At 74.4% G+C, this 25,324-nt stretch carries 23 protein-coding genes; 12 read left to right on the top strand and 11 right to left on the bottom strand.

From position 1 onward, the window contains the following. The 3 genes from OG299_RS34790 to OG299_RS34780 are packed head-to-tail and all read right to left on the bottom strand — an operon-like array spanning position 1 to position 3,001. Positions 1–945 (bottom strand): ABC transporter permease, encoded by a 945-nt coding sequence (locus OG299_RS34790; RefSeq protein WP_266632116.1) that lies wholly within the window; start codon positions 943–945, stop codon positions 1–3. Further along, positions 933–1,841 carry an ABC transporter permease gene (locus OG299_RS34785; RefSeq protein WP_327363644.1) on the bottom strand — a complete coding sequence of 303 codons (909 nt, stop codon included), beginning with the start codon at positions 1,839–1,841 and terminating at the stop codon, positions 933–935. Before OG299_RS34785 ends, OG299_RS34790 begins: the two co-directional genes overlap by 13 nt. Further along, a complete protein-coding gene (locus OG299_RS34780; RefSeq protein WP_389875251.1) occupies positions 1,841–3,001 on the bottom strand; it encodes an ABC transporter substrate-binding protein in 1,161 nt (386 codons plus the stop codon). The genes OG299_RS34785 and OG299_RS34780 overlap by 1 nt, the downstream gene beginning before the upstream one ends. 243 nt (positions 3,002–3,244) lie before the next feature. On the opposite strand from OG299_RS34780, the gene OG299_RS34775 reads away from it, so the two are divergent. Next, entirely contained in the window at positions 3,245–3,991 is a 747-nt protein-coding gene (locus OG299_RS34775; RefSeq protein WP_266632112.1) for a GntR family transcriptional regulator, read from the top strand. Positions 3,992–3,995: 4 nt separating this feature from the next. Here the strand turns inward: OG299_RS34775 and OG299_RS34770 are convergent, their stop codons facing one another. Next, positions 3,996–4,922: an NAD-dependent epimerase/dehydratase family protein gene (locus OG299_RS34770; protein WP_327363643.1), complete on the bottom strand. Its 927-nt coding sequence runs from the start codon at positions 4,920–4,922 to the stop codon at positions 3,996–3,998. Positions 4,923–4,993: 71 nt separating this feature from the next. Between OG299_RS34770 and OG299_RS34765 the strand changes: the two genes are divergently transcribed. Both OG299_RS34765 and OG299_RS34760 read left to right on the top strand, forming a co-directional pair. Then, positions 4,994–5,878 carry a LysR family transcriptional regulator gene (locus tag OG299_RS34765; protein ID WP_327363642.1) on the top strand — a complete coding sequence of 295 codons (885 nt, stop codon included), beginning with the start codon at positions 4,994–4,996 and terminating at the stop codon, positions 5,876–5,878. Continuing rightward, complete coding sequence (locus OG299_RS34760) at positions 5,875–7,452, top strand: hypothetical protein (protein ID WP_327363641.1); 1,578 nt, start codon at positions 5,875–5,877, stop codon at positions 7,450–7,452. The genes OG299_RS34765 and OG299_RS34760 overlap by 4 nt, the downstream gene beginning before the upstream one ends. A gap of 30 nt (positions 7,453–7,482) precedes the next feature. Here OG299_RS34760 and OG299_RS34755 read toward each other — a convergent pair whose 3' ends face one another. After that, positions 7,483–8,193 carry an ABC transporter ATP-binding protein gene (locus OG299_RS34755; protein WP_266632105.1) on the bottom strand — a complete coding sequence of 237 codons (711 nt, stop codon included), beginning with the start codon at positions 8,191–8,193 and terminating at the stop codon, positions 7,483–7,485. Positions 8,194–8,373: 180 nt separating this feature from the next. Between OG299_RS34755 and OG299_RS34750 the strand changes: the two genes are divergently transcribed. The 4 genes from OG299_RS34750 (at position 8,374) to OG299_RS34735 (ending at position 17,035) form a co-directional block, all read left to right on the top strand. After that, on the top strand, positions 8,374–11,673 hold the full coding sequence (locus tag OG299_RS34750; protein WP_327363640.1) for an FtsX-like permease family protein: 3,300 nt from the start codon (positions 8,374–8,376) through the stop codon (positions 11,671–11,673). Then, complete coding sequence (locus OG299_RS34745) at positions 11,670–14,465, top strand: hypothetical protein (RefSeq protein WP_327363639.1); 2,796 nt, start codon at positions 11,670–11,672, stop codon at positions 14,463–14,465. Before OG299_RS34750 ends, OG299_RS34745 begins: the two co-directional genes overlap by 4 nt. Continuing rightward, positions 14,462–15,427 (top strand): ABC transporter ATP-binding protein, encoded by a 966-nt coding sequence (locus OG299_RS34740; protein WP_327363638.1) that lies wholly within the window; start codon positions 14,462–14,464, stop codon positions 15,425–15,427. Before OG299_RS34745 ends, OG299_RS34740 begins: the two co-directional genes overlap by 4 nt. 93 nt (positions 15,428–15,520) lie before the next feature. Further along, positions 15,521–17,035: a condensation domain-containing protein gene (locus OG299_RS34735; protein WP_327363637.1), complete on the top strand. Its 1,515-nt coding sequence runs from the start codon at positions 15,521–15,523 to the stop codon at positions 17,033–17,035. A gap of 19 nt (positions 17,036–17,054) precedes the next feature. Here the strand turns inward: OG299_RS34735 and OG299_RS34730 are convergent, their stop codons facing one another. After that, on the bottom strand, positions 17,055–18,275 hold the full coding sequence (locus OG299_RS34730; RefSeq protein ID WP_327364654.1) for an RNA polymerase sigma factor: 1,221 nt from the start codon (positions 18,273–18,275) through the stop codon (positions 17,055–17,057). Positions 18,276–18,364: 89 nt separating this feature from the next. Continuing rightward, positions 18,365–18,724, bottom strand: a complete 360-nt coding sequence (locus OG299_RS34725) for a YciI family protein (RefSeq protein WP_327363636.1) — start codon at positions 18,722–18,724, stop codon at positions 18,365–18,367. A 175-nt stretch (positions 18,725–18,899) separates the two neighbouring features. Here OG299_RS34725 and OG299_RS34720 point away from each other — a divergent pair, with 175 nt between their 5' ends. After that, a complete protein-coding gene (locus tag OG299_RS34720) occupies positions 18,900–19,274 on the top strand; it encodes a DoxX family protein (RefSeq protein WP_266632095.1) in 375 nt (124 codons plus the stop codon). Between the two features lie 28 nt (positions 19,275–19,302). Here the strand turns inward: OG299_RS34720 and OG299_RS34715 are convergent, their stop codons facing one another. The 3 genes from OG299_RS34715 to OG299_RS34705 form a co-directional block, all read right to left on the bottom strand. Then, a complete protein-coding gene (locus OG299_RS34715; protein WP_266632093.1) occupies positions 19,303–19,572 on the bottom strand; it encodes a hypothetical protein in 270 nt (89 codons plus the stop codon). A gap of 70 nt (positions 19,573–19,642) precedes the next feature. Then, entirely contained in the window at positions 19,643–20,977 is a 1,335-nt protein-coding gene (locus tag OG299_RS34710) for a Dyp-type peroxidase (protein WP_442817556.1), read from the bottom strand. Then, positions 20,974–21,651: a molybdopterin-dependent oxidoreductase gene (locus OG299_RS34705; RefSeq protein WP_327363635.1), complete on the bottom strand. Its 678-nt coding sequence runs from the start codon at positions 21,649–21,651 to the stop codon at positions 20,974–20,976. Before OG299_RS34705 ends, OG299_RS34710 begins: the two co-directional genes overlap by 4 nt. A 289-nt stretch (positions 21,652–21,940) precedes the next feature. Here OG299_RS34705 and OG299_RS34700 point away from each other — a divergent pair, with 289 nt between their 5' ends. The 3 genes from OG299_RS34700 to OG299_RS34690 all read left to right on the top strand — a co-directional run bounded on the left by OG299_RS34700 (position 21,941) and on the right by OG299_RS34690 (position 23,812). Continuing rightward, on the top strand, positions 21,941–22,279 hold the full coding sequence (locus OG299_RS34700) for a thioredoxin family protein (RefSeq protein WP_266632087.1): 339 nt from the start codon (positions 21,941–21,943) through the stop codon (positions 22,277–22,279). 136 nt (positions 22,280–22,415) lie between these two features. After that, positions 22,416–23,603, top strand: a complete 1,188-nt coding sequence (locus OG299_RS34695; protein ID WP_327363634.1) for a cytochrome P450 — start codon at positions 22,416–22,418, stop codon at positions 23,601–23,603. A 5-nt stretch (positions 23,604–23,608) separates the two neighbouring features. Further along, positions 23,609–23,812, top strand: coding sequence for a ferredoxin (locus OG299_RS34690; RefSeq protein WP_327363633.1), 204 nt, complete (start codon positions 23,609–23,611; stop codon positions 23,810–23,812). A gap of 43 nt (positions 23,813–23,855) precedes the next feature. On the opposite strand, the gene OG299_RS34685 is transcribed toward OG299_RS34690, so the two are convergent. Further along, entirely contained in the window at positions 23,856–24,854 is a 999-nt protein-coding gene (locus tag OG299_RS34685) for a BtrH N-terminal domain-containing protein (protein ID WP_327363632.1), read from the bottom strand. A 112-nt stretch (positions 24,855–24,966) separates the two neighbouring features. Here OG299_RS34685 and OG299_RS34680 point away from each other — a divergent pair, with 112 nt between their 5' ends. Then, positions 24,967–25,320, top strand: coding sequence for a DUF1304 domain-containing protein (locus OG299_RS34680; protein ID WP_136222011.1), 354 nt, complete (start codon positions 24,967–24,969; stop codon positions 25,318–25,320). Positions 25,321–25,324: the final 4 nt, after the last annotated feature.

Raw genomic sequence — 25,324 nt, 5'->3', positions numbered from 1 at the left:
TCAGGACTCCTTGCGGGAGGTGGGGGACGTACGGGGGGCGGAGGACACCGTGGCGGGGTTGGTCCCGGCCCGCGAGAGGACGAGCAGCAGCAGCCAGGTGATGAGCAGGCTGAGGATGGAGACGGCGACCGACATCCGGGCGTGGGCTCCGGAGATCGTCACGATCCACACGGCGAAGGGCCGGAAGCCCAGCAGGGAGGCGATGGTGAACTCGCCGAGGACCAGGGCCAGCGTGAGGAAGGCGGCTCCGGCGAGCGAGGACCGCAGGTTGGGCAGCAGCACGCGCAGGACCACGTACGGCCAGCTCGCGCCGCAGCTGCGGGCTGCCTCGACCAGGGTCGGCACGTCGACGGCGCGCAGTCCCGCGTCGAGCGAGCGGTAGACGAAGGGCAGCGCCAGCACGGTGTACGCGAGGACCAGGACGACGGGGAACTGCTCGTTCTGCACGGCCAGGAAGGTCTGGTAGAAGGGCGTCCGCGACAGGTGCTCGGGGCCCCAGCGCAGCACGGTGGTGATACCGGTGACCAGCGCGATCGGCGGGACCACCAGGGGCAGCATGCACATCACTTCCACGACCGGGCGCAGCCGCGGCGAGCCGAGCCGTACGGCGACCAGTGCGGGCACGGCGAGCAGCAGCGACAGCGCGATGGTGGCGGCGGCCAGCCCGAGGGAGAGCAGCATGCTCTCGGTGAACCCGTCGGCGGAGAGCAGCTGGGTGTACGCCTCGAAGCTGATGCCCTGGCCGGGCACGTGCACGGTGAAGACGAAGGAGGCGATGAGCGGGACGAGGAAGTACGCGCCCGCCAGCAGGAGTACGGCTCCGCGCCAGACCCGGGGACGGGGGCGGCGGCCCGGCCGGGAGGCCGGAGCCGGCGCCGTGGTGCCGGCGGGCGCCGCCCCGGTGTCCGGGGCGGTCGGTGCGGGCGTCGGGGTCATCGCAGCCATCGGGCGCTCCGTCGCTGGAGGGGCAGGTAGACCGCCATGACGAGGCCGGCGATCAGGATCATGTCGAGGCCGAGGGCGAGCGCCACGTTCTCCTGTCCGGTCAGTACGTTGCCGGACAGCGCGTCGGCGATCTTCAGCGTGACCAGCGGTACGGAGCCGCCGACGAGGGCCGCGGCCGTGGCGTGCGCGGCGAACGCGGTGCCGAAGAGCAGCACGAACCCGCCGAGCAGCGAGGGGGCCAGGACGGGCAGTCCGACGTGGCGCCAGAACTGCCGTCCGGTGGCCCCGTTGTTCTGGGCGGCTTCGCGCCATTGCGGGCGCAGTCCGTCCAGCGCGGGGGCGATCACGAGCACCATGAGCGGGATCAGGAAGTACAGGTAGACCACGGCGAGGCCGGTGAAGGAGTACAGGCTCCAGCCGAGGCTCGTGAGGTCGGCGAGCTGGGTGACGACGCCGGAGATGCCGACGGTGGCGATGAACGCGAACGCGAGCGGCACGCCGCCGAAGTTGGCGAGGACGCCGGAGGCGGTCAGCGCGGCACTGCGCAGGGCTTGGGAGCGGGAGGTGACCACGGCCTGGGCGATGAGGACCCCGAGCACGCCGCCGATCAGAGCGGTGAGGGCGGAGAGCTGCACGCTGCCGATGAGCGAGCCGAGGTAGGGGCCCTGGAGCGAGCGAGCGAGGTGCTCGCCGGTCAGCCGGGTGGCGCCGCTCGACGGGTCGGTCCGGGTGACCGCGCCGAAGGCGATGGCGCCGAGCGGGACGCCGAAGCAGAGCCCGGTGAAGACGAGGAGCGGGAGGGCGGCGAGCCAGGTGCGCGGGCCGCGCCGCCGGCGGCGGCCGGTGCTGCCGCCGGCGGTGCCCTCCGAGTGGGAGGCGGGGGTGGAGGGGGACATCAGGAGAGGGCCTTGTCCCACTTCTCGGCGAGGGTCGCCTTGGCCTTGTCCAGCTCCGCGGAGGCGGGGAAGGCCGGGGTGCCCTGGATCTGCGGGAGCTTGGCGGCGGCATCCTTGTCGACGGTGCCGTCCTGGGTCATGACCGGGAGCAGGACCGGGCGGGCGTGGCCCTTCAGCCACAGGTTCTGGCCCTCGGCGCTGTACAGGAACTCCATCCACAGGCGGGCGGCCGCCGGGTTGGGGGCCTCCTTGTTGATGGCCTGCGAGTAGTACTGGGCGTAGACGCCGTCGGCGGGGACGGCGACCTTCCAGTCGACGCCCTTGCCCTTGAACTGCTCGGCGTAGCCGGCGTTCAGGTAGTCCCAGTCGATGGAGATGGGCGTCTCGCCCTTCTCGACGGTGGCCGGGGTGGACTCGACCGGGATGAAGTTCCCGCTCTTGCGCAGCTGGCCGAAGAAGTCGATGCCGGGCTGGATGTCCGCGAAGGAGCCCTTGTTGGCGAGGGCGGCCGCGTAGACGCCACCGAAGGCCGAACCGGACTTGGTCGGGTTGCCGTTGAGGGCGACCTTGCCCTTGTACTCGGGCTTCAGCAGGTCCGCGAAGGTCGTCGGGCAGTTCGGGATCTTGGCCGCGTCGCAGCCGATGGAGATGTAGCCGCCGTAGTCGTTGTACCAGCGGCCGTCGGCGTCCTTCTGGCCGGCCGGGATCTTGTCCCAGGCGGTGACCTTGTACGGGGCGAACAGGTTCTCGCCGGCTCCGCTGCGCGCGAAGGCGATGCCGAGGTCCATGACGTCGGGGGCGCGCTTTTGGCCCTTGCGGGACTTCACGGCGGCGATCTCGTCGGAGCTGGAGGCGTCCGGGTTCTCGCTGTTGACCTTGATCTTGTACTTGGCCTCGAAGGCCTTGATGATCTCGCCGTAGTTCGCCCAGTCCGGCGGCAGCGCGATGACGTTGAGCTGGCCCTCCTTCTGGGCGGCCGCGACGAGGGCGTCCATGCCGCCGAGGTCGGTGAGCGAGGCGGCGGCGCCCGGCTGGACCTTGGACTTGCCGTCGGCAGCACCGGCGGCCTGGTCCGGAGCGGCGCCACACGCGCTGAGCGTGGTGAGGACGGCGGCGCTGAGCAGTACGGCTGCACCACGGCGGGCGGAGGAACTGAGCACGGTCTCTCCCGGAGACGGGTTCCTGACGGGGGTCTACTTGTCTGAACAAGTTGGCTCCAGTTCGCCCGGCCTCCCTGTACGGACGGTGAACGGGGACTGGACCGCGGGGCACGGCTCGACGAAGAGAAGAGAATGACCGAAAGAAGTCGTGACAGGAGGGGTGTAATGATCTTCGAGGCCTAGCCTGGCGGGGACTTCGGGTTACGGTCGTCGGCAGATCCGACAGCGAGGGGGCGGCACGGAATGGGCACGGTCCGGTATCTGGAGATCGCCGGGGCACTGCGCTCGGCGATCCTGTCCGGCGAGTACGCCGTGGGCGCCCAGCTGCCCTCGGAGAGCGATCTGGCCGCGCGCTGGTCCGCCTCGCGCGGAACCGTCCGCCAGGCGGTGGCCACGCTCGCCGCGGAAGGGCTGATCGGTTCCCGCCAGGGCGCCCGGAGGATCGTTCTGCGCCACGAGCGCCGGCACAGCTTCGGCGAGCTGAACAGCTTCGCCCAGTGGGCCGAGGGGCTCGGCCAAGAGGTCACCAGCCGCTTCCTCTCCCGGACCCGCCGGCCGGCCACCGCCGAGGAGGCGGAGCGGCTCGCGCTCCCGCCCGGCACCGGCATCCTGTACGTGGTGCGGCTGCGGCTCCTCGACGGGGAGCCCACCATGGTGGAGCGGACCGCGTACGCCGACTGGGTCGCGGCCGCGGTGGAGGCGATGGCGGACGACGTCCGCTCGGTGATGGACGGCCTCGCGAACGACTCCGGGATCGTCGCCCACTACGGCGAACACCTCATCGACGCCCTTCCGGCCGGCAGCGAGGACGCCCGGCTGCTGGAGATCCGGCGCGGGAGCCCGCTGCTGCGCCAACGGCATGTTTCCGCCACCGCAACCGGTCGCCCGATCGAGTGGACGGACGACCGCTACCGCGCGGGGAGCGTGACGTTCAGTGTGAGCAACTCTGCGGTAGCCACCCCGTTGGAGCGCCGTACGGGCGACGGGTGAGGGGTCAGCGGGCCATCTCGGCGAGCTCCGCGGTGATCGCCCCGGGCAGCCAGTCCGCGACCCGGCCGAAGCCGAAACCCAGGCCGGCGGCCCGGCTGTTGTCCAGGGCGTAGGAGCGGTCGAAGGAGAACGGCGAGGCCGGAGCGCCCTGTTCGACGACCCGGTGGCGAGCGGGCCGGCCCACCCGGTCGGCGACCAGCTCGCACAGCCCGAGGACGTCGAGCGCTCCGTGGGAGGCGGCGTCGACCGCGCCGGTGAAGGACTGCCCGGCCGCCCACTGCAGGAAGCGGGCGATCTCCCGGTGGTGGATGAAGGAGGTGGCGTACGGGGCTGCGTGGACGTCCACCGGGGTCCCGGCCGCGATCCGCCCGACGTAGTGCGCGAGACGCCCGGTGAAATCCTCCCGGCCGCCGCCGAGGACGTGCGCGGTCCGTACGGCGGCGAAGCCGAAGGGCGCGGGACCGCCGTCGAAGGGACCCCCGCCCGCGGGGCCGCCGGTTTCCGGGCCGCCGGTTTCCGGGCGTCCGGCCACCGGGCCCCCGGCCTCCGGGCCGCCCCGGAAGACGGCTTCGGCCCGCCGCTTGCCCTCGGCGTAGGCGCGGGCCTCGGGGGTGGGCGGCGCGGGGTCGTAGACCTCCATCGTGGAGGTCATCACGTACCGCTCGGTCCGGCCCGCGAAGACCCGGCGGGCCACGGCCGCCTGCAGCGGCGTGTAGCAGACCTGATCGACGACGGTGTCAAAGGTGCGCGCACCCAGGGCCTCGAGCAGCTGCGCCGCGTCGTCGCGGTCGGCGACGAGACGGCCCACGCCGGGCGGCGGGGCGGCGGAGCCGCGGTTGAGGACGGTGACCTCGTCGCCCGTGTCGCGCAGCAGGGTGACCAGGTGCTTTCCGAAGTACCGGCTTCCGCCGATCACAAGAATCTTCTGCATGGCCTCGACTGTGCCGCTGTATCGTCCCCAGCGGAACCGATCACCTGCTGAACGGGTATGAAGGAAAACTGATGATCGATGTGCAGCGGCTGCGCATCCTGCGCGCCGTCGCCGAGCACGGCAGCTTCAACAAGGCGGCCGGGGCCCTGCGGCTGACCCCCTCGGCCGTCTCTCAGCACATCGCCTCGCTGGAGCGGAGTCTGGGCCACCCGGTGGCACTGCGCAGCACCCGCGGGGTCACCCTGACCGAGCCGGGGCGGCTGCTGGTGGAAGCGGCGGAGACGATCTCCGCCGAGCTGGACCAGGTCCGCCACGAGATCGACCGGCTGACGGCGCAGCGGCCCCGGCTGACGGTCGCCACGTTCACCAGCGGCGGCCGCCGTCTGCTGCCGGCGGCGCTGGCCCGGTTCGTGGCCGCGCACCCCGATGTCGAGCTGACCGTACGGGAGGCCGAACCGGAGGCCGCGGTGCCGTTGGTGCGCAGCGGCGGCGCCGACCTGGCGCTGACCTATCACTTCGACGGTCCGCTGCCCCTGCAGGCCGGGCTCGCCTGGACGCCGCTGATGGACGATCCGCTGTGGCTGGTCCTGCCGCGCGAGCACCGGCTCGCCGGGCGCGGCTCCCTCGGCCTCGCCGAACTGGACGCCGACCGCTGGGTCATCGGCTGCCTGAAGACGGAGGCGTTCCTGCGCCGGTACGCGGGGCTCGCCGGCTTCGACCTGCGGGTGGCGGCCTCCACCACCGACTACTTCTTCGCGCAGACCCTGGTCGCCGCGGGTGTCGGGGTCGCCCTGATCCCGCACGTGTCGCTGGCTCCGGAGGCGTCACTCGCGGTCGTACGGGTCGAACCGCCGCGCCCGGCCCGCCACATCGGGGTGGTCACCCCGCGCCGGCGGCGCCCGGACCCGTACGCCGAGGCCCTGACCGAGGCCCTGGCCGCGGCGGTGACGGGGTGACCGGGCACCTGCTGCCCGGCCTCGGCGCCAATCCGGCGCTGCCGGCGGAACTGCTCGACCGGCTGGTCGAGCGCGCCGCCTCGGACCCGGAGCTCGCCGATGCGCTGAGCGGGCGCACCGACCTCGGTCCCGCCCGGGTGGCCGCGCTGGCGGCGCACGACGAGCCCGCCGCGCTCCACCTCGCCCACGCCGGTCTGCTGCGCGCCGCCGACGTGGACCCGGTGGCCCGGCCTTCGGTGGCCCTGGCCCTGCTGGACGAGGGTGCCGGGCTTCCCGCGTGGGCCCGGCTGCTGGCGGCCCATCCGGACCGGGAGATCCGCGAGGCCCTGACCTCCCGGCCCGGCCTGCCGCCCGACGTACGGGAGACCCTGGCCGCCGATCCGGAGGTCGGGGTGGTCGCAGAGCTGGCCCGGTGGACGACCGAGCCGTCCGTAGCCGCCCGGCTCGCCGCGCATCCGCACGCCGAGGTGCGCAGGGGCGCCGCGGCCAACGAGGCGACCCCGCCCGCCGCGCTGGCCGCGCTGATCACCGGCGAGGGGCTCGCTCCGGCCCGCTCCTGCCTGGTCTGCGACCGCGAGGAGATCCCGTTCACGCACGATCCGTACTGTCCCCGGACGGACTGCGACCTGCGCGGTGGCGCGGCGTGCGCGGGCGGGCACGAATCCACCCTGCACGAGATCCGGCAGCAGGCCGCGCGGAACCCGGCCGCGCCGCCGGCCGCCGCGGCATCCCTCGCCGGCCATCCGTCCCTGCTGATCCGCTGGGCGCTGGCCGAACGGGCCGACCTGTCACAGGAGTTGTACGCACGGCTCGCCGAGGACCCTATCCCGGCAGTGCGGGCCGAGGTGGCCGGGAACCCTGCGATCGGCGAACCCCTGATCCGCGCCATGGCCGCCCGCTGCGAGAACGGCCGGAACGGCGGAAAGGGCGGAACCGGCGGGGACGAGGTCGCCCACGGCCTCGCCCGGCACCCGCGGGTGCCGCTCGACGTCCTCGCGCACCTGGTCCGGGCGGCCCGGATCGGGCCCACCCTGTTGCCGCGGATCGCCGATGCCTCGCCCGCCGAGCTCTCCGGGCCGGCCGCGTCCGCGGATGCCCGCGTACGGATGCTCGTGGGCCAACGGCGCGATCTGGCACCGGAATTGCGCGACGCCCTGGCCGCCGATCCTGATGCGGCGGTCGTCAAGGCCGTCGCCCCGCATCCGGGTCTCTCCGAGGCGCAGCTGCGCGCCATGGTCGCACTGCACGGCGTACGGGTCCTCGCGCGGGTGGCGGCCAACCCGGACGCCCCTGCGGCCCTGCTGGAGGAGCTGGCCCGGCACGATCCGCCGGTGCGGCGGGTCTTGCGCGAGATCGCCGGCCACCCGAACGCGACGGCGGGGGCGCTGCTGCCCTGCCTGGACGACGAGAGGGCCCGGCCCCGCGCCGCCCGTCACCCGGCCCTGCCCCCGGCCGTCCTCGTCGGCCTGCTCACCGACGCCGATCCCGAGGTGGCGGGGGCGGCGGCCGCCAACCCTTCCCTTCCGGTCGACGTGATGACGGACCTGCTCGCGGGCCGGCTTGCGGACCGGTAGGGGGAACGGGACGGGGCGTCGGACCGCCGCTCAGGCGCCCGGGCCGTCGACGATCCGGCCGTCGCGCAACTCCACCACTCGGTCGGCGAGTTCGATGAGGTTCTGGTCGTGGGTGGCGACCAGCACGGTGACCCCCTCGCTGCGCACCACCGCGCGCAGCAGCTGCATGATCGAGCGGCCGGTCTCGGAGTCGAGCTGGCCGGTCGGCTCGTCCGCGATGATCAGCGCGGGCTCGTTGGCCAGGGCGCGGGCGACGGCGACCCGCTGCTGCTGGCCGCCGGAGAGCTCGCCGGGGCGCTGGTCCATGTGGTCGGCCAGGCCCACCAGGGCCAGCAGGGTGCGGGCGCGCTCCTCGCGCTGCTGCGCCGGTACCTTGCGCATCCGCATCGGGATGCCGACGTTCTCGAGGGCGGTCAGTACGGGGATCAGCCCGAAGGACTGGAAGACGAAGCCGATCCGGTCGCGGCGCAGGGCGAGCAGTGCGGCCTCGTCCAGCCCGGCGAGGTCGGTGCCGTCGAGCGTGACCGTGCCGCCGGTCGGGGTGTCGAGGCCGCCGACCAGGTTGAGCACGGTGGTCTTGCCGGAGCCGGACCGGCCCTTGAGCGCGGTGAGTTCGCCGCGGCGAATCTCGAACGACACCCCGCGCAGCGCGTGGACGGCCCGGGGGCCGCTGCCGAAGCTCCGGTGGAGGTCCTGCACCGTCACCATGGGTGCTGACGTGCTGTTCTGATGCTGCGTCATGGTCTGGATCCCCCTGGAATCGGCCCGGCGGGCACCGTCTGACATCCCGTCCTTTCGAATTTGCTCATCCGTCACATCATTCACGCAAGCCCCTTCCGGTCCCTTCCGCTCTGCATTCGAATCTGACAGCATCGTCCGCTATCCGGTGCCAACGGTCCGGATGGGGGAGGAAAACGGCACATGCTCGGCTTCGTCGTGCGCCGGCTCCGGGGGCGCCTGCCGCTCGCCGCCGCCGTACTGCTGACCGTACTGATCACCACGACCGTGCTGACCGCACTGCTCGCGTTCCACCGCAGCGTGGGCGAGGCGGGGCTGCGCCGGGCGCTCCAGGCACCGGGCCAGACCCGGACCACCGTCCTGGTCGCCGGCGAGCATCCGGCGGCCGCGCGCAGCAAGGACGACGAGGCCGTACGGGCCTTCTCCGCCGAGGTGTTCGGCCGGCTTCCGGTCACCGTCGAGAGCGTGGCGCGCAGCCGCTCGTACGGGCTGCCCGGCGTCCGCGCCCCCGGCCGGGACGCCGACCTGACCCTGCTCGCGGCGCTCGCCCGGGACCGCGTACGCCTGGTCTCCGGGCAGTGGCCCGAGCCGGCCGCCGCGCCGGGCGGCCGGGTGCAGGCGGCCGTCCCGCAGGCGGCGCTGACCCGGCTCGGGCTGGCGCCGAGCGCGCTTCCCGCCGAGGTGCGCCTCGACGACCGGTACGGCGGCGCCCCGCTCACCGTGGTGATCACGGGCGTGTACCGGGCGGCCGACCCCGACGCCGCGTACTGGCGGCTCGACCCGCTCGGCGGCCGGGAGTTCCAGGTCGGAAGTTTCACCACGTACGGACCGCTGCTCGTGGACGACACCGTCTTCGGCGCCGGCGGGATCGTGCAGAACGGCCGCGACTGCCTCCTCACCGCCGACTTCGCCACCGTCCGCGTCGCCGAGACCGAGGCGCTGCGGGCCCGCGCCGTCGGTGCGGCGGACGCCCTCGCCGGCGCCTCGGGGCTGCACGCCAGGACCGAACTGCCGCAGCTGCTGGGCGAACTGGAGTCCGGGATGCTCGTCGCCCGCTCCACCCTGCTGGTCGGCGCACTGCAGCTCACCGTCCTGGCCGCGGCCGCACTGCTGCTCGTCTCCCACCTCCTGACGGACCGGCAGGAGACCGAGCGCCTGCTGCTCGCCGCACGCGGGGCCTCCCGGCGCCGCGTCGGAGCCCTCACCGCGGCGGAAGGCCTGCTGCTCGCGCTGCCGGCCGCCGTCCTCGCACCGCTGCTCACGCCTCCGCTGCTGCGGCTGCTCGCAGGTTTCGGCCCGCTGTCCCGGGTGCCGCTGGACAACTCCGGGACCTGGCTGCTGTGGCCGGTCGCGGCGGGCTGCGCCCTCGCCTGTGTCCTGCTGACCGCGCTGCCCGCCGTACTGCGCGGCGCGGCGGCCGCGGCCCTGCGCCGTACGCGCGGCCGGCAGCTGCTCACCGCGCGCGCCACCCGTTCCGGGGCGGACCTGGCGCTGGTGGCGCTGGCCGTCCTCGCGTACCAGCAGCTGTCCCGCTACGGCGACGCCGGGCCCGGGGGTTCCGGCGCGTCCGGCGCGTCCGGCGCGTCCGGCGCGTCCGGCGCTCTGGGCATCGACCCGGTGCTGGTCGCCGCGCCGAGCCTCGCGCTGTGCGCCGGCACCCTGCTGGTGCTGCGGCTGCTGCCGTTCGCCGCCGCCCGGCTGGGCGGGCGGCTGGCGGCGCGCGGGCGCGGCCTCGGCCCGGCGCTGGTCGGCTGGCGGCTCGCCCGGCGGCCCGGTCGCGCCACCGGGCCGGTGCTGCTCCTCGTCCTCGCCGTCTCCAGCGGGGTGCTGGCCCTCGGCCAGCACAGCGCGTGGTCCGCCTCCCAGCGCGACCAGGCCGAGTTCGCCACCGCGGGCGGGCTGCGGATCTCCGGGGCCGATCTGTCGGCCATGGGCCAGGGCGGACGGTACTCGGCCCTCCCGGGCGGCGAGCGGGTGATCCCGGTGATCCGCGAGCAGCAGGAGCTGGTGGGCGGTACTGCCGCGGAGTTGCTCGCGCTGGACGCCGGGGCCGTGGCGGAACGGGTGCCGCTGCGGGCCGATCTGCGCGACGGGCGCCCGATGGCCGAACTGTTCACCCCGCTCGCCCTCGACGCGGGCACGCCCGCTGCCGGCGGTGTCGTACTGCCCGGCACACCCGTGCGGATCGACGTCGACGTGGCGCTGCACGGGCACCAAGGCGGCAACCCCGGCATCTCGCTGCTGCTGCGCGACCGGTTCGGCCTGACCTTCCGGACACCGATGATGACGATCCCCGCCGACGGCGAGGCCACCCTCTCCGCGGATCTGGGCGCCCTGACCGATGCCCCCGTCGGCTCGGCCGCCGCGCCGCTGAGCCTCGTCGGCATGGCGGTCGGATACTCCGCCATCATGCCGGAACCCGGGGGGTTCCGGGTGTCCGCCGGAGAGCTGGCCGTCCGCCGGATCTCCGCCTCCGACACGGCGAGCGGCGCGGCCGTCCCCGTCCCCCCGTCCGCGACGGCCGGCTGGAAGCTGTCGGCGCCGGCCCTCAAGGACGGGGCCGCCGCCGTGCAGTTGCCGGGCGCCACCGACGGCTCGGAGCTGCTGCGGATGAGCTACCGCGGCGGGGCCGACGCCGTGGGCCGCGCCGACATCATGCTGACCCCCGCCGCCGTGCCGCCGGCCGCCCGCGAGCTCCCCGGCATCGCCACGCCCGGCTACCTCGACGCCGTGGGAGCGAAGGTGGGCGATACGATCCCCGTCCGGTTCGGCGTCTCGGCCCTGCGGGTCCGGGTGACCGCGGCCGTGAGCTCGCTGCCCGTGGCCGGAGACACCGCGCTGGCCTTCGATCTGGCCGCCCTGGGCCGGATGTTCGCTGCGGAGAACGGGCGCGCGCTCCCACCGCCCACCGAATGGTGGCTGCCGGCGGCCTCCGCCGACGATCCGCGCCCTGCGCGGGCGGCCGCCGAACTGCGCTCCGGCGCCGGCCTGCAGAAGGTGCAGCTGCGCGAGGAGGTGGCCGCGGAACTGCTCGACGATCCGCTGAGCGCGGGCCCGCAGAGCGCGCTGGCCGCCCTCGCCGTCGCCTGTGCGGTCCTGGCCGCGATCGGCTTCGCGGCCTCGTCCGCGGCAGCCGCACGGGAGCGGACCCGGGAGTTCACCGTGCTGTCGGCCCTCGGTGCGCCCCGGCGGAGCCTGGCCCGCACGGCTGCCGCCGAGAGTCTGCTCCTGGTCGGCCTCGGCAGCGCCGTGGGCGTGGGGCTGGGCGCCGCGATCGTGCACCTGGTCGTGCCGCTGATGGTGCTGACACCGGCCGGCCGCCGCCCGCTGCCGACCGTGGTGGTTGATCTGCCGGACGGCCGCACGCTGCTGCTGGCCGTCGCGATCGCCGTGCTGCCGCTGCTGTCGGCTCTGGCCGGCGGCCGGCGTGACCAGAACGCCCGGAGCACAGCCGCCCGGCTGCGGTACGTGGAGGAGATATGACCAGCCCGGCCACGCCGGACGCCGGCACGGCGCCCGATTCCCCGCCCGATTCCCCGCCTGGCGCCCGGCCCGGCACCCCGCCCGGGTCCGCCATCCGCCCGGCGCCGTGGGTGCGCACCCGGCTGAGTGCGGCGCCGCTGACCGCCCTGCTCGCCGCCGCGCTGGCCTTCGTCACCGTGCTGCTGTCGGCCGCCCTGCCGCGCGCCATGGACCGCGGCGCCGATCAGGGGCTGCGCTCCTTCCTGCACGACCGCGGCGCGAGCGCGACGAGCGTGCTGGTCACCTCCCCCGCGCAGGACGGGCCGCAGAGCCCCGAGGGCCTGGACACGGCGCTGGCCGCCCTGCTCGCCCGCACCGGCCCCGGATACGGCATCGCGCCGAGCGGGCCGGTGTACGGCGCCCGGGGCGTCAAGCCGCGCTCCCTCGACAATCCCGAACTGGCCCGGCCCGAAAAAGTTTCGCCGATCCTCCACCTGATGCACGTGCACGGGGCCGAGGAGCACGTACGCCTGGTGGAGGGGCGCTGGCCGGGCGGCGGGACGCCCGACGGCCCGGTCCCCGTCGCGCTGCCGCAACAGACTGCGCAGACCCTCGGTGCCAAGGTCGGCACGGTGCTGCGGAGCTCCTCCGGCACCTCGGACGCCATGAGCGCCGAAGTCGTCGGCCTCTACGCCGCGCACGACGAGGCGGACGTCTTCTGGACCGACCTGCCCTGCCCCACCCACGCCTGTCAGCGCTACACCCGCGCGCGCCTGCCGGAGATGTACTGGGAGGCCGCCGCCCTCGTCGGGCCGGACGCGCTCGGCCGGCTCGGCGCGTGGGGCGGGAAGGCCGAGGAGTTCTGGCGGCTCCCGGTGGACACGGACGTGCTCCGGGCGGATCGACTGGCCGCCGTCGGGCACCAGATCGCGGCATATGCGGCCGGGCAGACCGCCACCGACCTGGCGCAGGCCACGGGCCGGCCCCGGCTGCAGATCAGTTCCGGGCTGCCGGCGCTCTTCACCCAGGCCCGGGCCCGGGAGTCGGCCGCCGCGCCGCTCGCCGCGATCGGCCCGGCTGGGGTCGCCGGGGTGGCCGTCGTGGTGTTCTGCCTGGCCGGCGCGCTCACCGGGGACCGGCGCGAGACCGAGCTGCGGCTCCTGCACGCCCGCGGCGGGTCGCGCCGGGGCATCCTGCTCCGCCTGCTCGGCGAGGGCGCGGTCACCGTCCTGCCGGCCGCCGCGCTCGCGACCGCGCTGGCCGTACTGCTGCTGCCGACCCCGCGGTGGACGGCCACCCTGCTCGCCGCGTCGGCCGCCGCGCTGTTCGCGCTGCTCGCCTTCCCCGTACGGGCCGCCGTGGTGCTGTCCGCGCGGCGCGGCCCGCGCCCCCGGCGCCGGCTGGCCGGCGAGCTGCTCGTCCTCGTCACGACAGCCGCCGCCGTGTTCGAGGTCCGGCTGCGCGGGGTCGCCCCGGCCGGGGAGGGCGTGGACCCGCTGCTGGTCGCCGCCCCGCTGCTGCTCGCCCTGTGCGGCGGCCTGGTGCTGGCACGGCTCGTACCCGCCCTCGTCGGAGCGCTGGCCTGGCTCGCCGGGCGGCGGTCCGGACTCATCGGCTTCCTCGGGCTGGCCCGGGCCGCACGCGGCACCGGCGGCCGGCGCCGCCCTTCCGTACTGCCGGTGGTCGCCCTGCTGCTCGCGATCACCACGGGAGGGTTCGGGGCCGCCGTCCTCGCCACCGTGGACAGCGCCAGGACCGAGGTGGCGCGGGTGAACGTGGGCGGCGACGCGCAGGTCACCGCACCCTACGGGGAGATCCTGCCGGAGTCCTTCCTCGAGGCCGCCGCCGCGCTGCCCGGGGTGCGGCTGTCCGTACCGGTGTGGACGGACGACGACGCGTTCGTGTTCGGCACCGACCAGGGGTCGACCAAGGTGCGGGTGGTCGTCGCCGACCCGGTGACGTACGCGCAGCTGGCCCGGGCCGTGGGGTGGGGCGAGTTCGACCCGGCCCTGCTGGCCCCGGGCGCTGCCGGCACGCCCGTACCCGCGCTGTTCAGCCGTGACTTCGCCCGGCTGGCCGGGTCCGGCCCGCACGAGCTGCGCCTGGACAACGCCGGGGCGTTGCCGGTGAAGGGGGCGGGCGTGGTCGAGGGCACGCCCGCCCTGCCGGGCGTCGGCGGCTCCTTCCTCGTCCTGCCGGCCGGCCCGGCCACGGCGGCGGTCGCCCAGACGACGCACCCGACCCGGTGGTTCGCCCTCGGCTCCCCCGACAAGGCCGCGCTGGACGAGCTGGTCCGCGCCGTGCCCAGGAGCCCCACCTTCGCGGGCTGGGCCGTGCACACCGGCGCCGACGAGAGCGCCCGGCTGGCGCGCGACCCGCTGGGGCGCTCGGCGGCCCGGCTGTTCTGGGCGTCGGTGGCCGGCGCGGGGGGCCTCGCCCTGTTGGCCGTCCTGCTCACCATGGTCCGGGCCGCGCCCGAACGGACCGCGCTGCTCGCGCGGTTGCGGACCATGGGCCTGCGTCCCCGGCAGGGCATGGCGTTGATCCTGACGGAGGCGCTGCCCCAGGCCCTGGCCGCCGCACTGGGCGGCGCCCTGGTCGCGGCGGCCGCCGTGGCCCTGCTGGGGCCGGCCGTGGACCTGTCCGCGCTGGTCGGCTCGCACGCGCACACCGGTGTACGGCCGGCCCTGTGGCCCGTACTGGCGCAGGCCCTGATCCTGGCCGGGCTGGTCGCGGCGGCCGTGCTCACCGAGGCTGCCGTGACCGGGCGGCGCCAGATCACCACCGAGTTGAGAGCGGGAGACCAGCGTTGAACAGCGACCAGCCGACCTACGAAGAGCTGCGCCGGCAGGCCCTGGCCGCCGCCGAGCCCCGGAGCATCGGGGCGGACACGGCCATCGCCTGCGAGCGTCTGGTCCGGATCTTCAGCAGCGACGGCATCGAGGTCCAGGCCCTGCAGGGGCTGGAACTGACCGTCGCCCAGGGGGATCTGGTGGCCCTCGTGGGCGCCTCCGGCAGCGGCAAGTCCACCCTGCTCAACATCCTGGCGGGCTTGGACGTGCCCACCGCGGGCACCGCGACCGTCGGCGGCTACAACCTGCTGGAGATGTCCGCGAAGGACACCCTGCGCTACCGCCGCGAGGCGGTCGGGTTCGTCTGGCAGCAGACCGCCCGCAACCTCCTGCCGTTCCTGACGGCAGCTCAGAACATCGCGGTGCCACTCCAGTTGAAGGGACCTGCGGGGCGCGGTGCGGGGAAACGCCATGCCGCCCGGGTCGCGGACCTCCTCGAAGCACTCGGGATCGGCCACCTCGCCGACCGCCGCCCCGCCCAGCTGTCCGGCGGCGAGCAGCAGCGCGTGGCCGTCGCCGTCGCCATGGCCAACAACCCGCCGGTCCTGCTCGCGGACGAGCCCACCGGCGAGCTCGACTCCGAGACCGGCGCCGCGATCTTCGAGGCGTTCCGCACCGTGAACCGGGAGCTCGGCGCCACGGTCGTCATCGTGACGCACGACCCGCTCGTCGCGGGCGAGGTCCGCCGCACGGTGGCCATCCGCGACGGCCGCACCAGCAGCGAGGTGCTGCGGCGCACGGTCACGGACGAGCACGGCGCGGAGTCGGTGAGCGAGCGCGAGTACGTGATGCTGGACCGGACCGGCCGCGTGCAGCTCCCGTACAAGTTCCTGGAGGCCCTGGGCATGGAGCACCGCGTGGCGGTCGACCTGGCCCCGGACCACATCGAGATCCGCCCCGACTCCGCGCAGGACCCGGCCTGAGCCGGGGTCGGCCGTCCCGACCCGGGCGTCACTTCCGTGGGGCGGGTGTCGTTAGGGGCTCGGGGTTGACTCTGGGGGCGAAGGGATGACGGAATGCGGCAGTTTCCTCTGGAGATGCACCACATGGCACCCGGACGGGTCGTCGAGTGGCGGTTGCGGTCCACGGCCGGGGCGGCGGCGGACGCCGACGGCACGGGCGATGCGCCGGGCGGTGCAGCGAGCGATGCGGCGGGCAGGAGGGCTTCGTTCAACCAGGACAAGCACTTCACCGTCGCCGAGGAGAGCCGCGGCGCCGACGACCCCGTGGCGTCCTGGGTCGCGGTCACCTTCGAGGTCGCGGGTGCGCTCGACGAGCAGGCCCTGACCCGGGCCCTGCTGGCCTTCGTACGCCGGCACGAGGTGCTGCGGTGCGAGTTCCGGCGCCTCGCGGGGGAGTTGGCGTGCGAGCCGATCGACGCCGGCGAACTCGCAGTCGACTCCGCGCCCGTGGCCGCCTTCGACTCCTCCGAGGCCCTGCGCGCCTTCCTCGTCGAGCGGTTCACGCGCAGCATCGACACCCTCTCCTGGCCGCTGTTCACGATGGGCGCCGTCCTGCGCGAGGACTCCGCGACCGTCTACCTGGCCTTCGACCACATCGTGTGCGACGGCCTGTCGATGCCGATCGTCGTCCAGGAGGTGCAGAACGCGTACGAGGCGCTGCTGCGCGGCGAGGACATCGATCTGCCGCCGGCGCCGAGCTACCTCGACTTCGCCGAGGAGCAGCGCCGCCGCTACCTCTCCATCGATGCCGACGACGAACGCCTCGGCTATTGGAAGTCGTTCATGGCGCGCGGCGGCGGCGAGTTCTTCCCCCGGTTCCCGCTCGAGCTCGGCGTGGAGCCGGACCGGATGTACCCGATCGTCAACGAGGCCTCGACGCTGCTGGACGCCGCCGAGGCCGAGGTGTTCGAGAAGGCCTGCCGGGCCGTCGACGGCAAGCCGTTCATGGGAGTCCTCGCCGCGGTCGCGGTCTGTCTGCGCGAGGCCGGCGGGCCGGGCGTGTACCGGGGCTTCATGCCGCTCAGCGAGCGCGGCCGGGGCGGCTGGGCGAACTCGGTGGGCTGGTTCGTCAACACCCTGCCCATCGAGTTCGACGCGTCGCCCGGCCGCGACTTCGCCCAGGTCATCGCGGCCGTCCGGGCCGGGTTCGGCGAGATGATGAAGCACATCGACGTACCGTTCGTCCGGGCCTGGCAGCTGCTGGCGCCCACCGAGTTCGCCGCCCGCTCCTGGCCGTACCCGGTGAACTTCTTCTCGTACATCGACGTCCGCAAGTGTCCCGGCGCCGATCGGCACGAGGACTGGCGGCCGACCTCGCACGTGTGGTCGGCGCGCGCCAACGGCGCCTGCTCCTGGTTCCAGCGGGACGTGGAGGGCCTGCACATGAACTCGCTCTACGTGGACACCGCCGCCGCCCGCCGCACCATGGACGACTTCCAGGAGGCGCTGCGCCAGACGGTCCGGGAGATCGCCCGGCACGGCGCGTTCCGCCGGCCGATCGCGCTGACCTCGCCGCGCCGCGCCGTCGACACCCCGCTCGACGCGGCCCCGTACGCCCGCCGCTCCTGACTACGCCGGCCGCCCGTGTTCACGCGCGGGCGGCACGCCCCAGCAGCAGCGCCCGTTCCCGTGCGTTGCGCGTGAGCGAGGCGGCGCGCTCGAACTCCGCCCGGGCCTCCTCCCGGCGGCCCAGCCGCTCCAGCAGGTCGCCCCGTACGCTCGGCAGCAGGTGGTAGGCGCGCAGGGCCGGTTCCGCGGCCAGGGCGTCGACCAGCGGGAGCGCCGCTTCCGGGCCCTCGGCCATCGAGACGGCGACCGCCCGGTTGAGTTCCACGACCGGTGACGGGACCAGCTCGACGAGCCGTCCGTAGAGGGTGGCGATCGTCGCCCAGTCCGTATCCTCGTAGCGGACCGCCTCCGCATGGCAGCCGGCGATCGCGGCCTGGACGGAGTACGGGCCGCTCCCCGCGTGCTGCATCGCCAGGGCGCCGCGGCGGATCAGCATCCGGTTCCACTTGGACCGGTTCTGGTCGGCGAGCAGTACGGGCTCGCCGTCGGGGCCGGTGCGGGCGGAGATCCGGGAGGCCTGGAACTCCAGCAGGGCCGCCAGTCCGTGCACCTCGGGCTCCTCGGGCATCAGGGCGGCCAGCACCCGGGCCAGCCGGAGGGCGTCCTCGCACAGGGCGGGGCGGACGAGGTCGTCGCCGGCGGTCGCCGAGTAACCCTCGTTGAAGATGAGGTAGATGACCTCCAGGACCGAGGCGAGCCGCACCTCGCGGTCGGCTCCGTACGGGACCTCGAAGGGCACGTCCGCCTTGGCCAGCGCCCGCTTCGCCCGGACGATGCGCTGGGCGACGGCCGGCTCCGAGGCCAGGAAGGCGCGGGCGATCTCCTGGGTGGTCAGTCCGCCCATCAGGCGCAGGGTGAGCGCGATGCGGGCCTCGGTGGCCAGGACGGGATGGCAGGCGGTGAAGATCAGCCGCAGCAGGTCGTCGTCGATGTCGTCCGGGGCCGCCGGCTCGGCGGGCGGGGGCACGTCCTCCAGGCTCCGGCCGACCTCGGCGAGCTTGCGGGCGTACGTCTCCTTGCGGCGCACGAGGTCGATCGCGCGGTGTTTGGCGGTGGCCATGAGCCAGGCGCCCGGCTTGTCCGGGACACCCGACTCCGGCCACTGTTCCAGGGCGGCGACCAGCGCGTCCTGGGCGATCTCCTCGGCGATTGCGACATCGCGCACGATGCGCGCGACACCCGCGATGATCCGCGCCGACTCGATCCGGAACACCGCTTCGACCGCCTGGGTCGCACTCACTGCCGTCACGGCCACCCATCAGAGCAGCCGTGACGGGGCAGGGCAAACGCGCGACGTACCGGCGCGGCGCGAGGCGCCGCCGCGTGCGGTCAGCCCTCGTCGATCTGGCGCAGCTCGGCGCCGACCGTCCACTCCACGGGGTGGATCTCGAGGAACCGCTTCGTCCACTCCAGCGCCTCGGCCTTGTCCTTGGCCTGGAGGATCGCGTAGCCGCCGACGACCTCCTTGGTCTCGGTGAAGGGCCCGTCGGTGTAGCTCAGCTTGCCGCCGGACCAGGTCACCCGGGTCCCCTCGGAGGTCGGGAGCAGCCCGGCGGTGTCCAGCATGACCCCGGCCTTGGTGATCTCCTCCATCAGTGCGCCCATCCGCTGCCCGAACTCGGGCGGGAACTCGGTGTCGGAGGGAAGGGCCTGCTCGTCGATACGGATCATGGAAAGGAAACGCGGCACGGTGACTCCTCGGTCGGACGGGCGGGGGCTTTCCCCGCCTCTCACTCCTGCGTCGAACGGGAGACGCCCGGATCGACAGCTCCCCGGAGATTTCTTCAAAAGAAATCTTCCGGCCCCAAAGGCCCTACCCGCGAGTAGGATCGCGGGGCTCCGGCCCCTCCGAGAGGACCTTCCGATGCCCCGCACCCCTTCTTCCCCTGCCCTGCTCGCCGGCCTGCTGGCGACCGCGGGCCTCGCCCACGCGGTCGCGCCGAAGCAGTTCGACGCGACCGTCCCGAGCGCCCTGCCCGGCACCGCCCGGCAGTGGACGTACGCGAGCGGCGCGGCCGAGCTGGTGCTCGCCGCCGGTGTCGCCCATCCGCGGACCCGCCGGGTCGCGGCGCTGGCCGCGGCGGCGTTCTTCGTCGGGGTGTTCCCCGCGAACGTGAAGATGGCCGTCGACGCCCGCCGCCGCTCCCCCGCCGTGCAGGCCGTGACGATCGCCCGGCTGCCGCTTCAGCTCCCGCTGGTCCTGTGGGCCCGGAACGTGAGCCGCGGCGCCGCCGGCTGACGCCCCGCCACCGGGATCACGGGCCGGGTCACCGGCTGTCGCCCGACCAGTCCCAGTGGTCCGGGTCGGCCGCGCGGCGCCGGTAGTGGGCGCGGCCGCCGGCGCCGTAGCGCCCTATCTCGGTGGGGAGCCGGGCCTCCTCGGCGAGTTGGGGCGAACTCCAGCCCGTGATGTCCAGCAGGAGCCCGTCGAGGGGGCCGCCCACGAGTTCGCCGTAGACATGGCCGGGGCGCGGGCCGGGGTCGGGGTCGTCGTGGTCGGCGCCGTAGACCCGGCGCCGGAGCATCCTGTCGTCCATACCGCCCAGCTTCACAGGCACCACTGACAACGAGCCCCGAGGGCCTCGGCCTGCCGGGGGCGGTCCGGCCTCAGCCCAAGAGCAGGCGCTGCCCTACGTACTCCCCCGGCGCGGCCCCGCCCGGCACGGCGAACAGGCCGGACGCCTCGTGCTCGATGTAGCGCGCGAGGGCGTCGCCCCGGGCCAGCCGCTGCTGGACGGGGACGAAGCCCGTTCGGGGGTCGGCCTGCCAGGCGACGAAGAGCAGGCCCGCGTCCGGCGTCCCGTCGGGTCGCAGGCCGTCGTAGTACGACCAGCCGCGCCTGAGCATCGTCGCCCCGGCGTTGGTCCGCGGCGCGGCCAGCCGGATGTGGGCGTTGGTCGCGATGACGGGGATCCCGTCGGACCGGGCGGCGTCCAGGTCCACGGGGGTGCGCTCGGTGCCGCCGGTCAGCGGGGCGCCGTCGGCCACGCGCCGCCCCACGGCCTGTTCGCGGTGGTCGACGGGCAGCCCCTCCCAGGTGTCGAGGAGCATCCGGATCCGGCGTACGACCACGTACGAGCCGCCGGCCAGCCAGGCGGGCGCGTCGGGGCCGGTGACGAGGATCCGGGACCGCTGGGCGGGGTCGTCGGCCGGGGCCGGGTTGGCGGTGCCGTCGAGCTGGCCCATCAGGTTCCGGTGGGTTCCGGACCCGGAGCCGGTCCCGGTCCCGGTCCCGGACCCGGACCCGGAGCCGGCGGCCGCACCCGCCCCGGGCGGCCGGGTGAAACCGGACATCACCCAACGGGTCCGCGCCGCGCCCCGGGCCAGCCGCTGCAGGGTGCGCAGGGCGTGCACCGCGACGAACGGGTCGTCGGCGCCGATCTGCACCAGCAGGTCGCCGCCGCAGCGGGCGGGATCCAGCCGGTCGTCCGGGAAGGCGGGCAGCGGGGCGAGGGCCTGCGGCCGGGCGGCGGCCAGCCCGAGCCGGTCGAAGAGGCCGGCCCCGAAGCCGAAGGTGGCGGTGAGCGCGGCCGGGCCGGCGCCGAGGGCGACGCCCGTGTCGTTCCCGGCCCCGGAGCCCGCACCGGCACCCGCAGCGACGTCGGCCCCGCCCCCTGCCCCGGTCGGCGGCTCCCCGCGGCTCATCCGGGCGGCCGCCCCGGTCCATGTGCGCAGCAGGGCGGCGGCCCCCGCCCGGTCGGTGCCGGGCCCGAGGTCGAAGGCGGCGAGGTGGGCGTACGGCTGGCGCCGGGTCAGGATCCCGGCCTGGTGCGGGCCGTGGAAGGGGATGACGGAGGCGGGCCGCGGCTCCCCGATCCGGGCGCCGGCCGTGGTCAGTACGGCGCCGCCCGCGGCCAGGGCGGCCAGTCCGCCGGCTCCGAGCAGGGCCCGGCGGGCGACCCGGGACCGGCCGCTGCCGGACTCGTCGGCCTCCACCGTCACTTCGCCCCGTCGACCACCGGGTCGACGACCCCGACCCACAGCTGGTTCAGCTCGGACACGTACCGGCCGCCCTTGGTGTCCTGCGGTACGACCAGGCGCGGTCCGGCCGCGTCGTCGAAGGGCACGCCGTCCTCGGAGACCGCGAGGAGGATCTGGCTCTTGGAGAAGCCGGGGTCGAGCTCGGCCCAGGCGAAGACGGCGCGGTAGTCGCCGCCGCCGGTCGCGGCGACCACCCCGCGGAGCTGGCCGTTCTTCTTGCTCTGGTCGAAGCGCGGCTCCGCCGTCTTCAGCACCTCGTGCAGCGGCACGCCCTGGTACGTGTGCTCCTGATCGCCCTTGGCGCTGGTGAACTTCACCGCCGCCGAGGTCTGGGGCAGCTTGCGCAGGTCGGCGAGGGTGAGGGTGTAGGGCTTGCCGACCTCGCCGCCCACGCGCACCTCGCCGGGCTTCAGCGGGGTGACGGAAGCCTTCGCGGACGCGCCTGCAGAGGCGCCCGCAGAGGTAGAGGCCGAAGCCGCCGTCCCCGCCTCGGCGTCCTTCCCGTCCGCCGACGTGCCGCAGCCGGCGAGAACCAGCGCGCCCGCCGCAAGCGCGAGGCCCGGTCGGCGAACTTCCCGAAGTCCGCGCGCTCCCCGAACTGCCCGGGCTCTCTCGAGGTTCCTGCGACGTTCCATGGACGACCCCTCCCGACCACGCCGATCAACTGCCTCGCATATGCAAGGCGATCAGCCCTCTGACGGCGAAAATGCCGTGCGCAACATACAGGAAGACCCGCAGCTGCCCCAGCCCACCCGAACGCCCCTGGAGCATCGGCCGAACGGCCTGGGCACAACCCCCGCCAAACGGTCCCGCCCCTTGGCGGAAACACCCGTTCCGGACGGGATTTCGGGCTCGGCCGAGCCGGCGGCGATGATGGGGCCGACCGGCCACGGCCACTCGGCACACGAAGCAGGAGCACCACCCATGACACGTCGGGTACACCAGCCGCTGGAGAACCAGGAGTTCGACTTCATCCTCGGTATGGCGCAGGGGCCGGTTCTCGCCTACTTCATCGGGACCTGGCCCAAGGCCCTGGAAGGCTGCCGGGCGATGGACGCGCTCGTGGCCGAGGCGGCCGAGGAGTACGGCACGCGGCTGACGGCCGTGCGCACCGACATGACCCGCTGCCCCGAGCCGACCAGGCGATACGGCGTGACCGGCGCGCCCACCGTCGTCCTCGTCCAAGGCGGCGAGGCCGTGGCGAGCCGGGCCGGCGCGATGAGCCGCGCGGAGCTGCGGGAGTTCCTGGACGCCCACCTCTGAGCGGCTCGACGGCCACCAGGACGGGCGGGCCAAAGTGGGCTATCTGGCCGAAACTGGCATAGGTCAGATAGGTGCCTAGGGCATGTAATGGGTTCCGGTGAGACGGACACACGGAACCATGCTTACGAGGTGCTGCATGCCAGAAACCGTTGCCTTTCCTCAGGACCGGACCTGCCCCTACCACCCGCCGGCCGCCTACCAACCCCTCCGCGAGGGCCGGCCGCTCTCCCGGGTCACCCTCTTCGACGGCCGCTCGGTCTGGGTGGTCACCGGGCACGCCGAGGCGCGCGCCCTGCTCTCCGACGGACGGCTCTCGGCCGACCGGCAGAACGAGGCCTTCCCCGCCCCCACGAAGCGGTTCAAAGGCCTGCAGAACCGCCGCACGGCCCTGCTCGGCGTGGACGACCCCGTGCACAACACCCAGCGCCGGATGCTCATCCCGAGCTTCACCCTGAAGCGAACGGCGGCGCTGCGGCCCGCGATCCGCCAGACGGTGGACCGGCTGATCGACGACATGATCGCCAGGGGGCCGGAGGCCGAGCTGGTCAGCTCCTTCGCCCTGCCCGTGCCCTCGATGGTGATCTGCGCCCTGCTCGGAGTCCCCTACGAGGACCACGAGTTCTTCGAGGCGCAGTCCCGGCGGCTGCTGCGCGGACCGGAGCTCGCCGACGTGGAGGACGCGCGGTCCCAGATCAACGGGTACCTGGCCGATCTGATCGAGCGCAAGCGCACGCACCGGGGCGACGGGCTGCTGGACGAGCTCGTCGAGCGGCGCCTGGAGACCGGTGAGACCGATATCGACGAGCTGGTCTCGCTGGCCGCGATCCTGCTGATCGCGGGGCACGAGACCACGGCGAACATGATCTCGCTCGGTACGTTCACCCTGCTGCGGCACCCGGAGCAGCTGGCCGAGCTGCGCGCCGACCCCTCGCTGATCTCGGTGGCCGTGGAGGAGCTGATGCGCTTCCTGTCCATCGCGGACGGGATGCTGCGGGTGGCGACGGAGGACATCGAGATCGGCGGGGTGACGGTCCGCGCGGACGACGGGGTGATCTTCTCCACCTCCGTCATCAACCGGGACGCGGCGGTGTTCGAGGAGCCCGACGCACTGGACTGGCACCGGCCCGCCCGGCACCACGTCGGGTTCGGCTTCGGTGTCCACCAGTGCCTCGGGCAGAACCTGGCCCGGGCCGAGATGGAGATCGCCCTGGGGACGCTCTTCGCCCGGCTGCCGGGGCTGCGGCTGGCGGCCGAACCGGACCGGATCCCGTTCCGGCCCGGCGACACCATCCAGGGCATGGTCGAACTCCCCGTGGCATGGTGAGAGGCATGTCGCCACAGCGCATCGACATCGACACGGCCGTCTGCATCGGCGCCGGGCAGTGCGCCCTGACCGCGCCCGACGTGTTCACCCAGGACGACGACGGCTTCAGCCGGTTGCTCCCGGGCCGGGAGGACGGCAACGGCAGCCCGCTGCTCCGCGAGGCCGCCCGCGCCTGCCCGGTCGCCGCCATCCGGATCCAGGAGGAGTAACCGGCGCAGGAGCAGAGCCGGCCCTTCGCGGGGCCCGTACGGCTCAGAACAGGGCGACGGCCCGGCGCTCCAGGTCCAGCGAGCGGTCCACCAGGTCGGCGCACGCGTCGAACAGGGCCCGCCGCCCGCCGGCGCCGGAGTCCGGGTCGGCCGTACGGGCCAGGGCAGCCAGCTCCGACCAGTGCCGGGCGGAGTCCCGCAGGAGCGAGGCCGCCTCCGGCCGCCCGGCGAGGTCGAGGAAGTCGGCGTACAGCGGCCGGGTGGCGCCGGGGGCGGTCCACTCCTCCTCCAGGCAGGCGTACAGCCGCCCGGTGCCCACCCGGAACGCCTCCGGGCCGGCGAACCGCCGCTCCCAGCCCGTCTTGGTGCCGGTGTCCCGCAGCTGCGCGGCGAACTTCGCCATGCCGGAGAAGCCGAAGTTGACGTCGAACTGGTTGCCGAGCACCGGCCCGGTGAGCCGGGCGGCGGTGGTGGCGACGGCCTCGTCGAGGTCCGGCTCGGCGGTGGCCGGCCCGGTGGGCACCACCATCTGGTGGTGACCCTTGCGGTGCCCCGTCCAGGCGGCGCCGAACTCCTCCCGGCCGATCCGGTACGGGACATCGGCCCCGTCCTCGACGTACAGGGTCTCGCCCTCGGCGCCCTCGTAGCCCACCACGACCACGGTGTACGGATCCGCGCCCGCCATCTCCGCAACGCCCTGGTGCCAGGGCAGCCGGGACCGGTCGACCGTGCAGAACACCGGATGCCCGTCGTCGAGGGCGGCGCACATCCGCCCCCAGCGGGGTTTGGTGCTGCGCGTGGCCTCGTACGGGACGTGCAGCCGGCCCAGAGCCGTCTGCACCCAGGGCTGGGGGTGGGCCTGGGCGACGATCGTCGGCATCGGCGGGTGGCCCGCGTACTCGAAGACGAAGTACATGAAGCCGATACCGCCCGCGAGGCCCGCGACCAGCACCTCGTCGTGCACGCTCCCGAGGGCGTGGCGGATGAGCGAGGCCTCGCGGTGGCGGCCGGTGCCGAAGTCCGAATGGACGAGGGGGGTCATGCGGCCAGCGTAGCCGCGCCCGTTCGGGTGACCGCACACCGACTTCCTGTACAGTTGTCCAGGAAGTCGCCCGCCGGCGCCCGATTCAACAGCCCGCGAAACGGAGGTGGCCGTGCACACGGTCGCTCAGGTCCTCATCGGTGTCGTCGCCGCGCTGCACGTGTACTTCCTGGTCCTGGAGATGTTCCTCTGGCAGCGGCCGCCCGGCCGGGCCCTGTCCGGGTTCGACGAGGACCTCGCCCGCCGCACCGCACCGCTCGCCGCCAACCAGGGCCTCTACAACGGCTTCCTGGCCGCCGGCCTGGTCTGGTCGCTGGTCATCGACTCGCTCGCCACGCAGGTCTTCTTCCTCGTCTGCGTGATCGTCGCCGGGGTGTACGGGGCCGCGACCGCCAATCGCCGCATCCTGATCGCCCAGGCCCTGCCCGGCGCACTCGCCCTGGGCGCGGCGCTGCTGGCCGCGTGAGCCC

Source organism: Streptomyces sp. NBC_01296 (assembly GCF_035984415.1).
In the GTDB taxonomy this organism is placed as follows: domain Bacteria; phylum Actinomycetota; class Actinomycetes; order Streptomycetales; family Streptomycetaceae; genus Streptomyces.
Note: the sequence above shows the minus strand (reverse complement) of the source record. Positions and strands in the feature narration are given on the sequence as shown.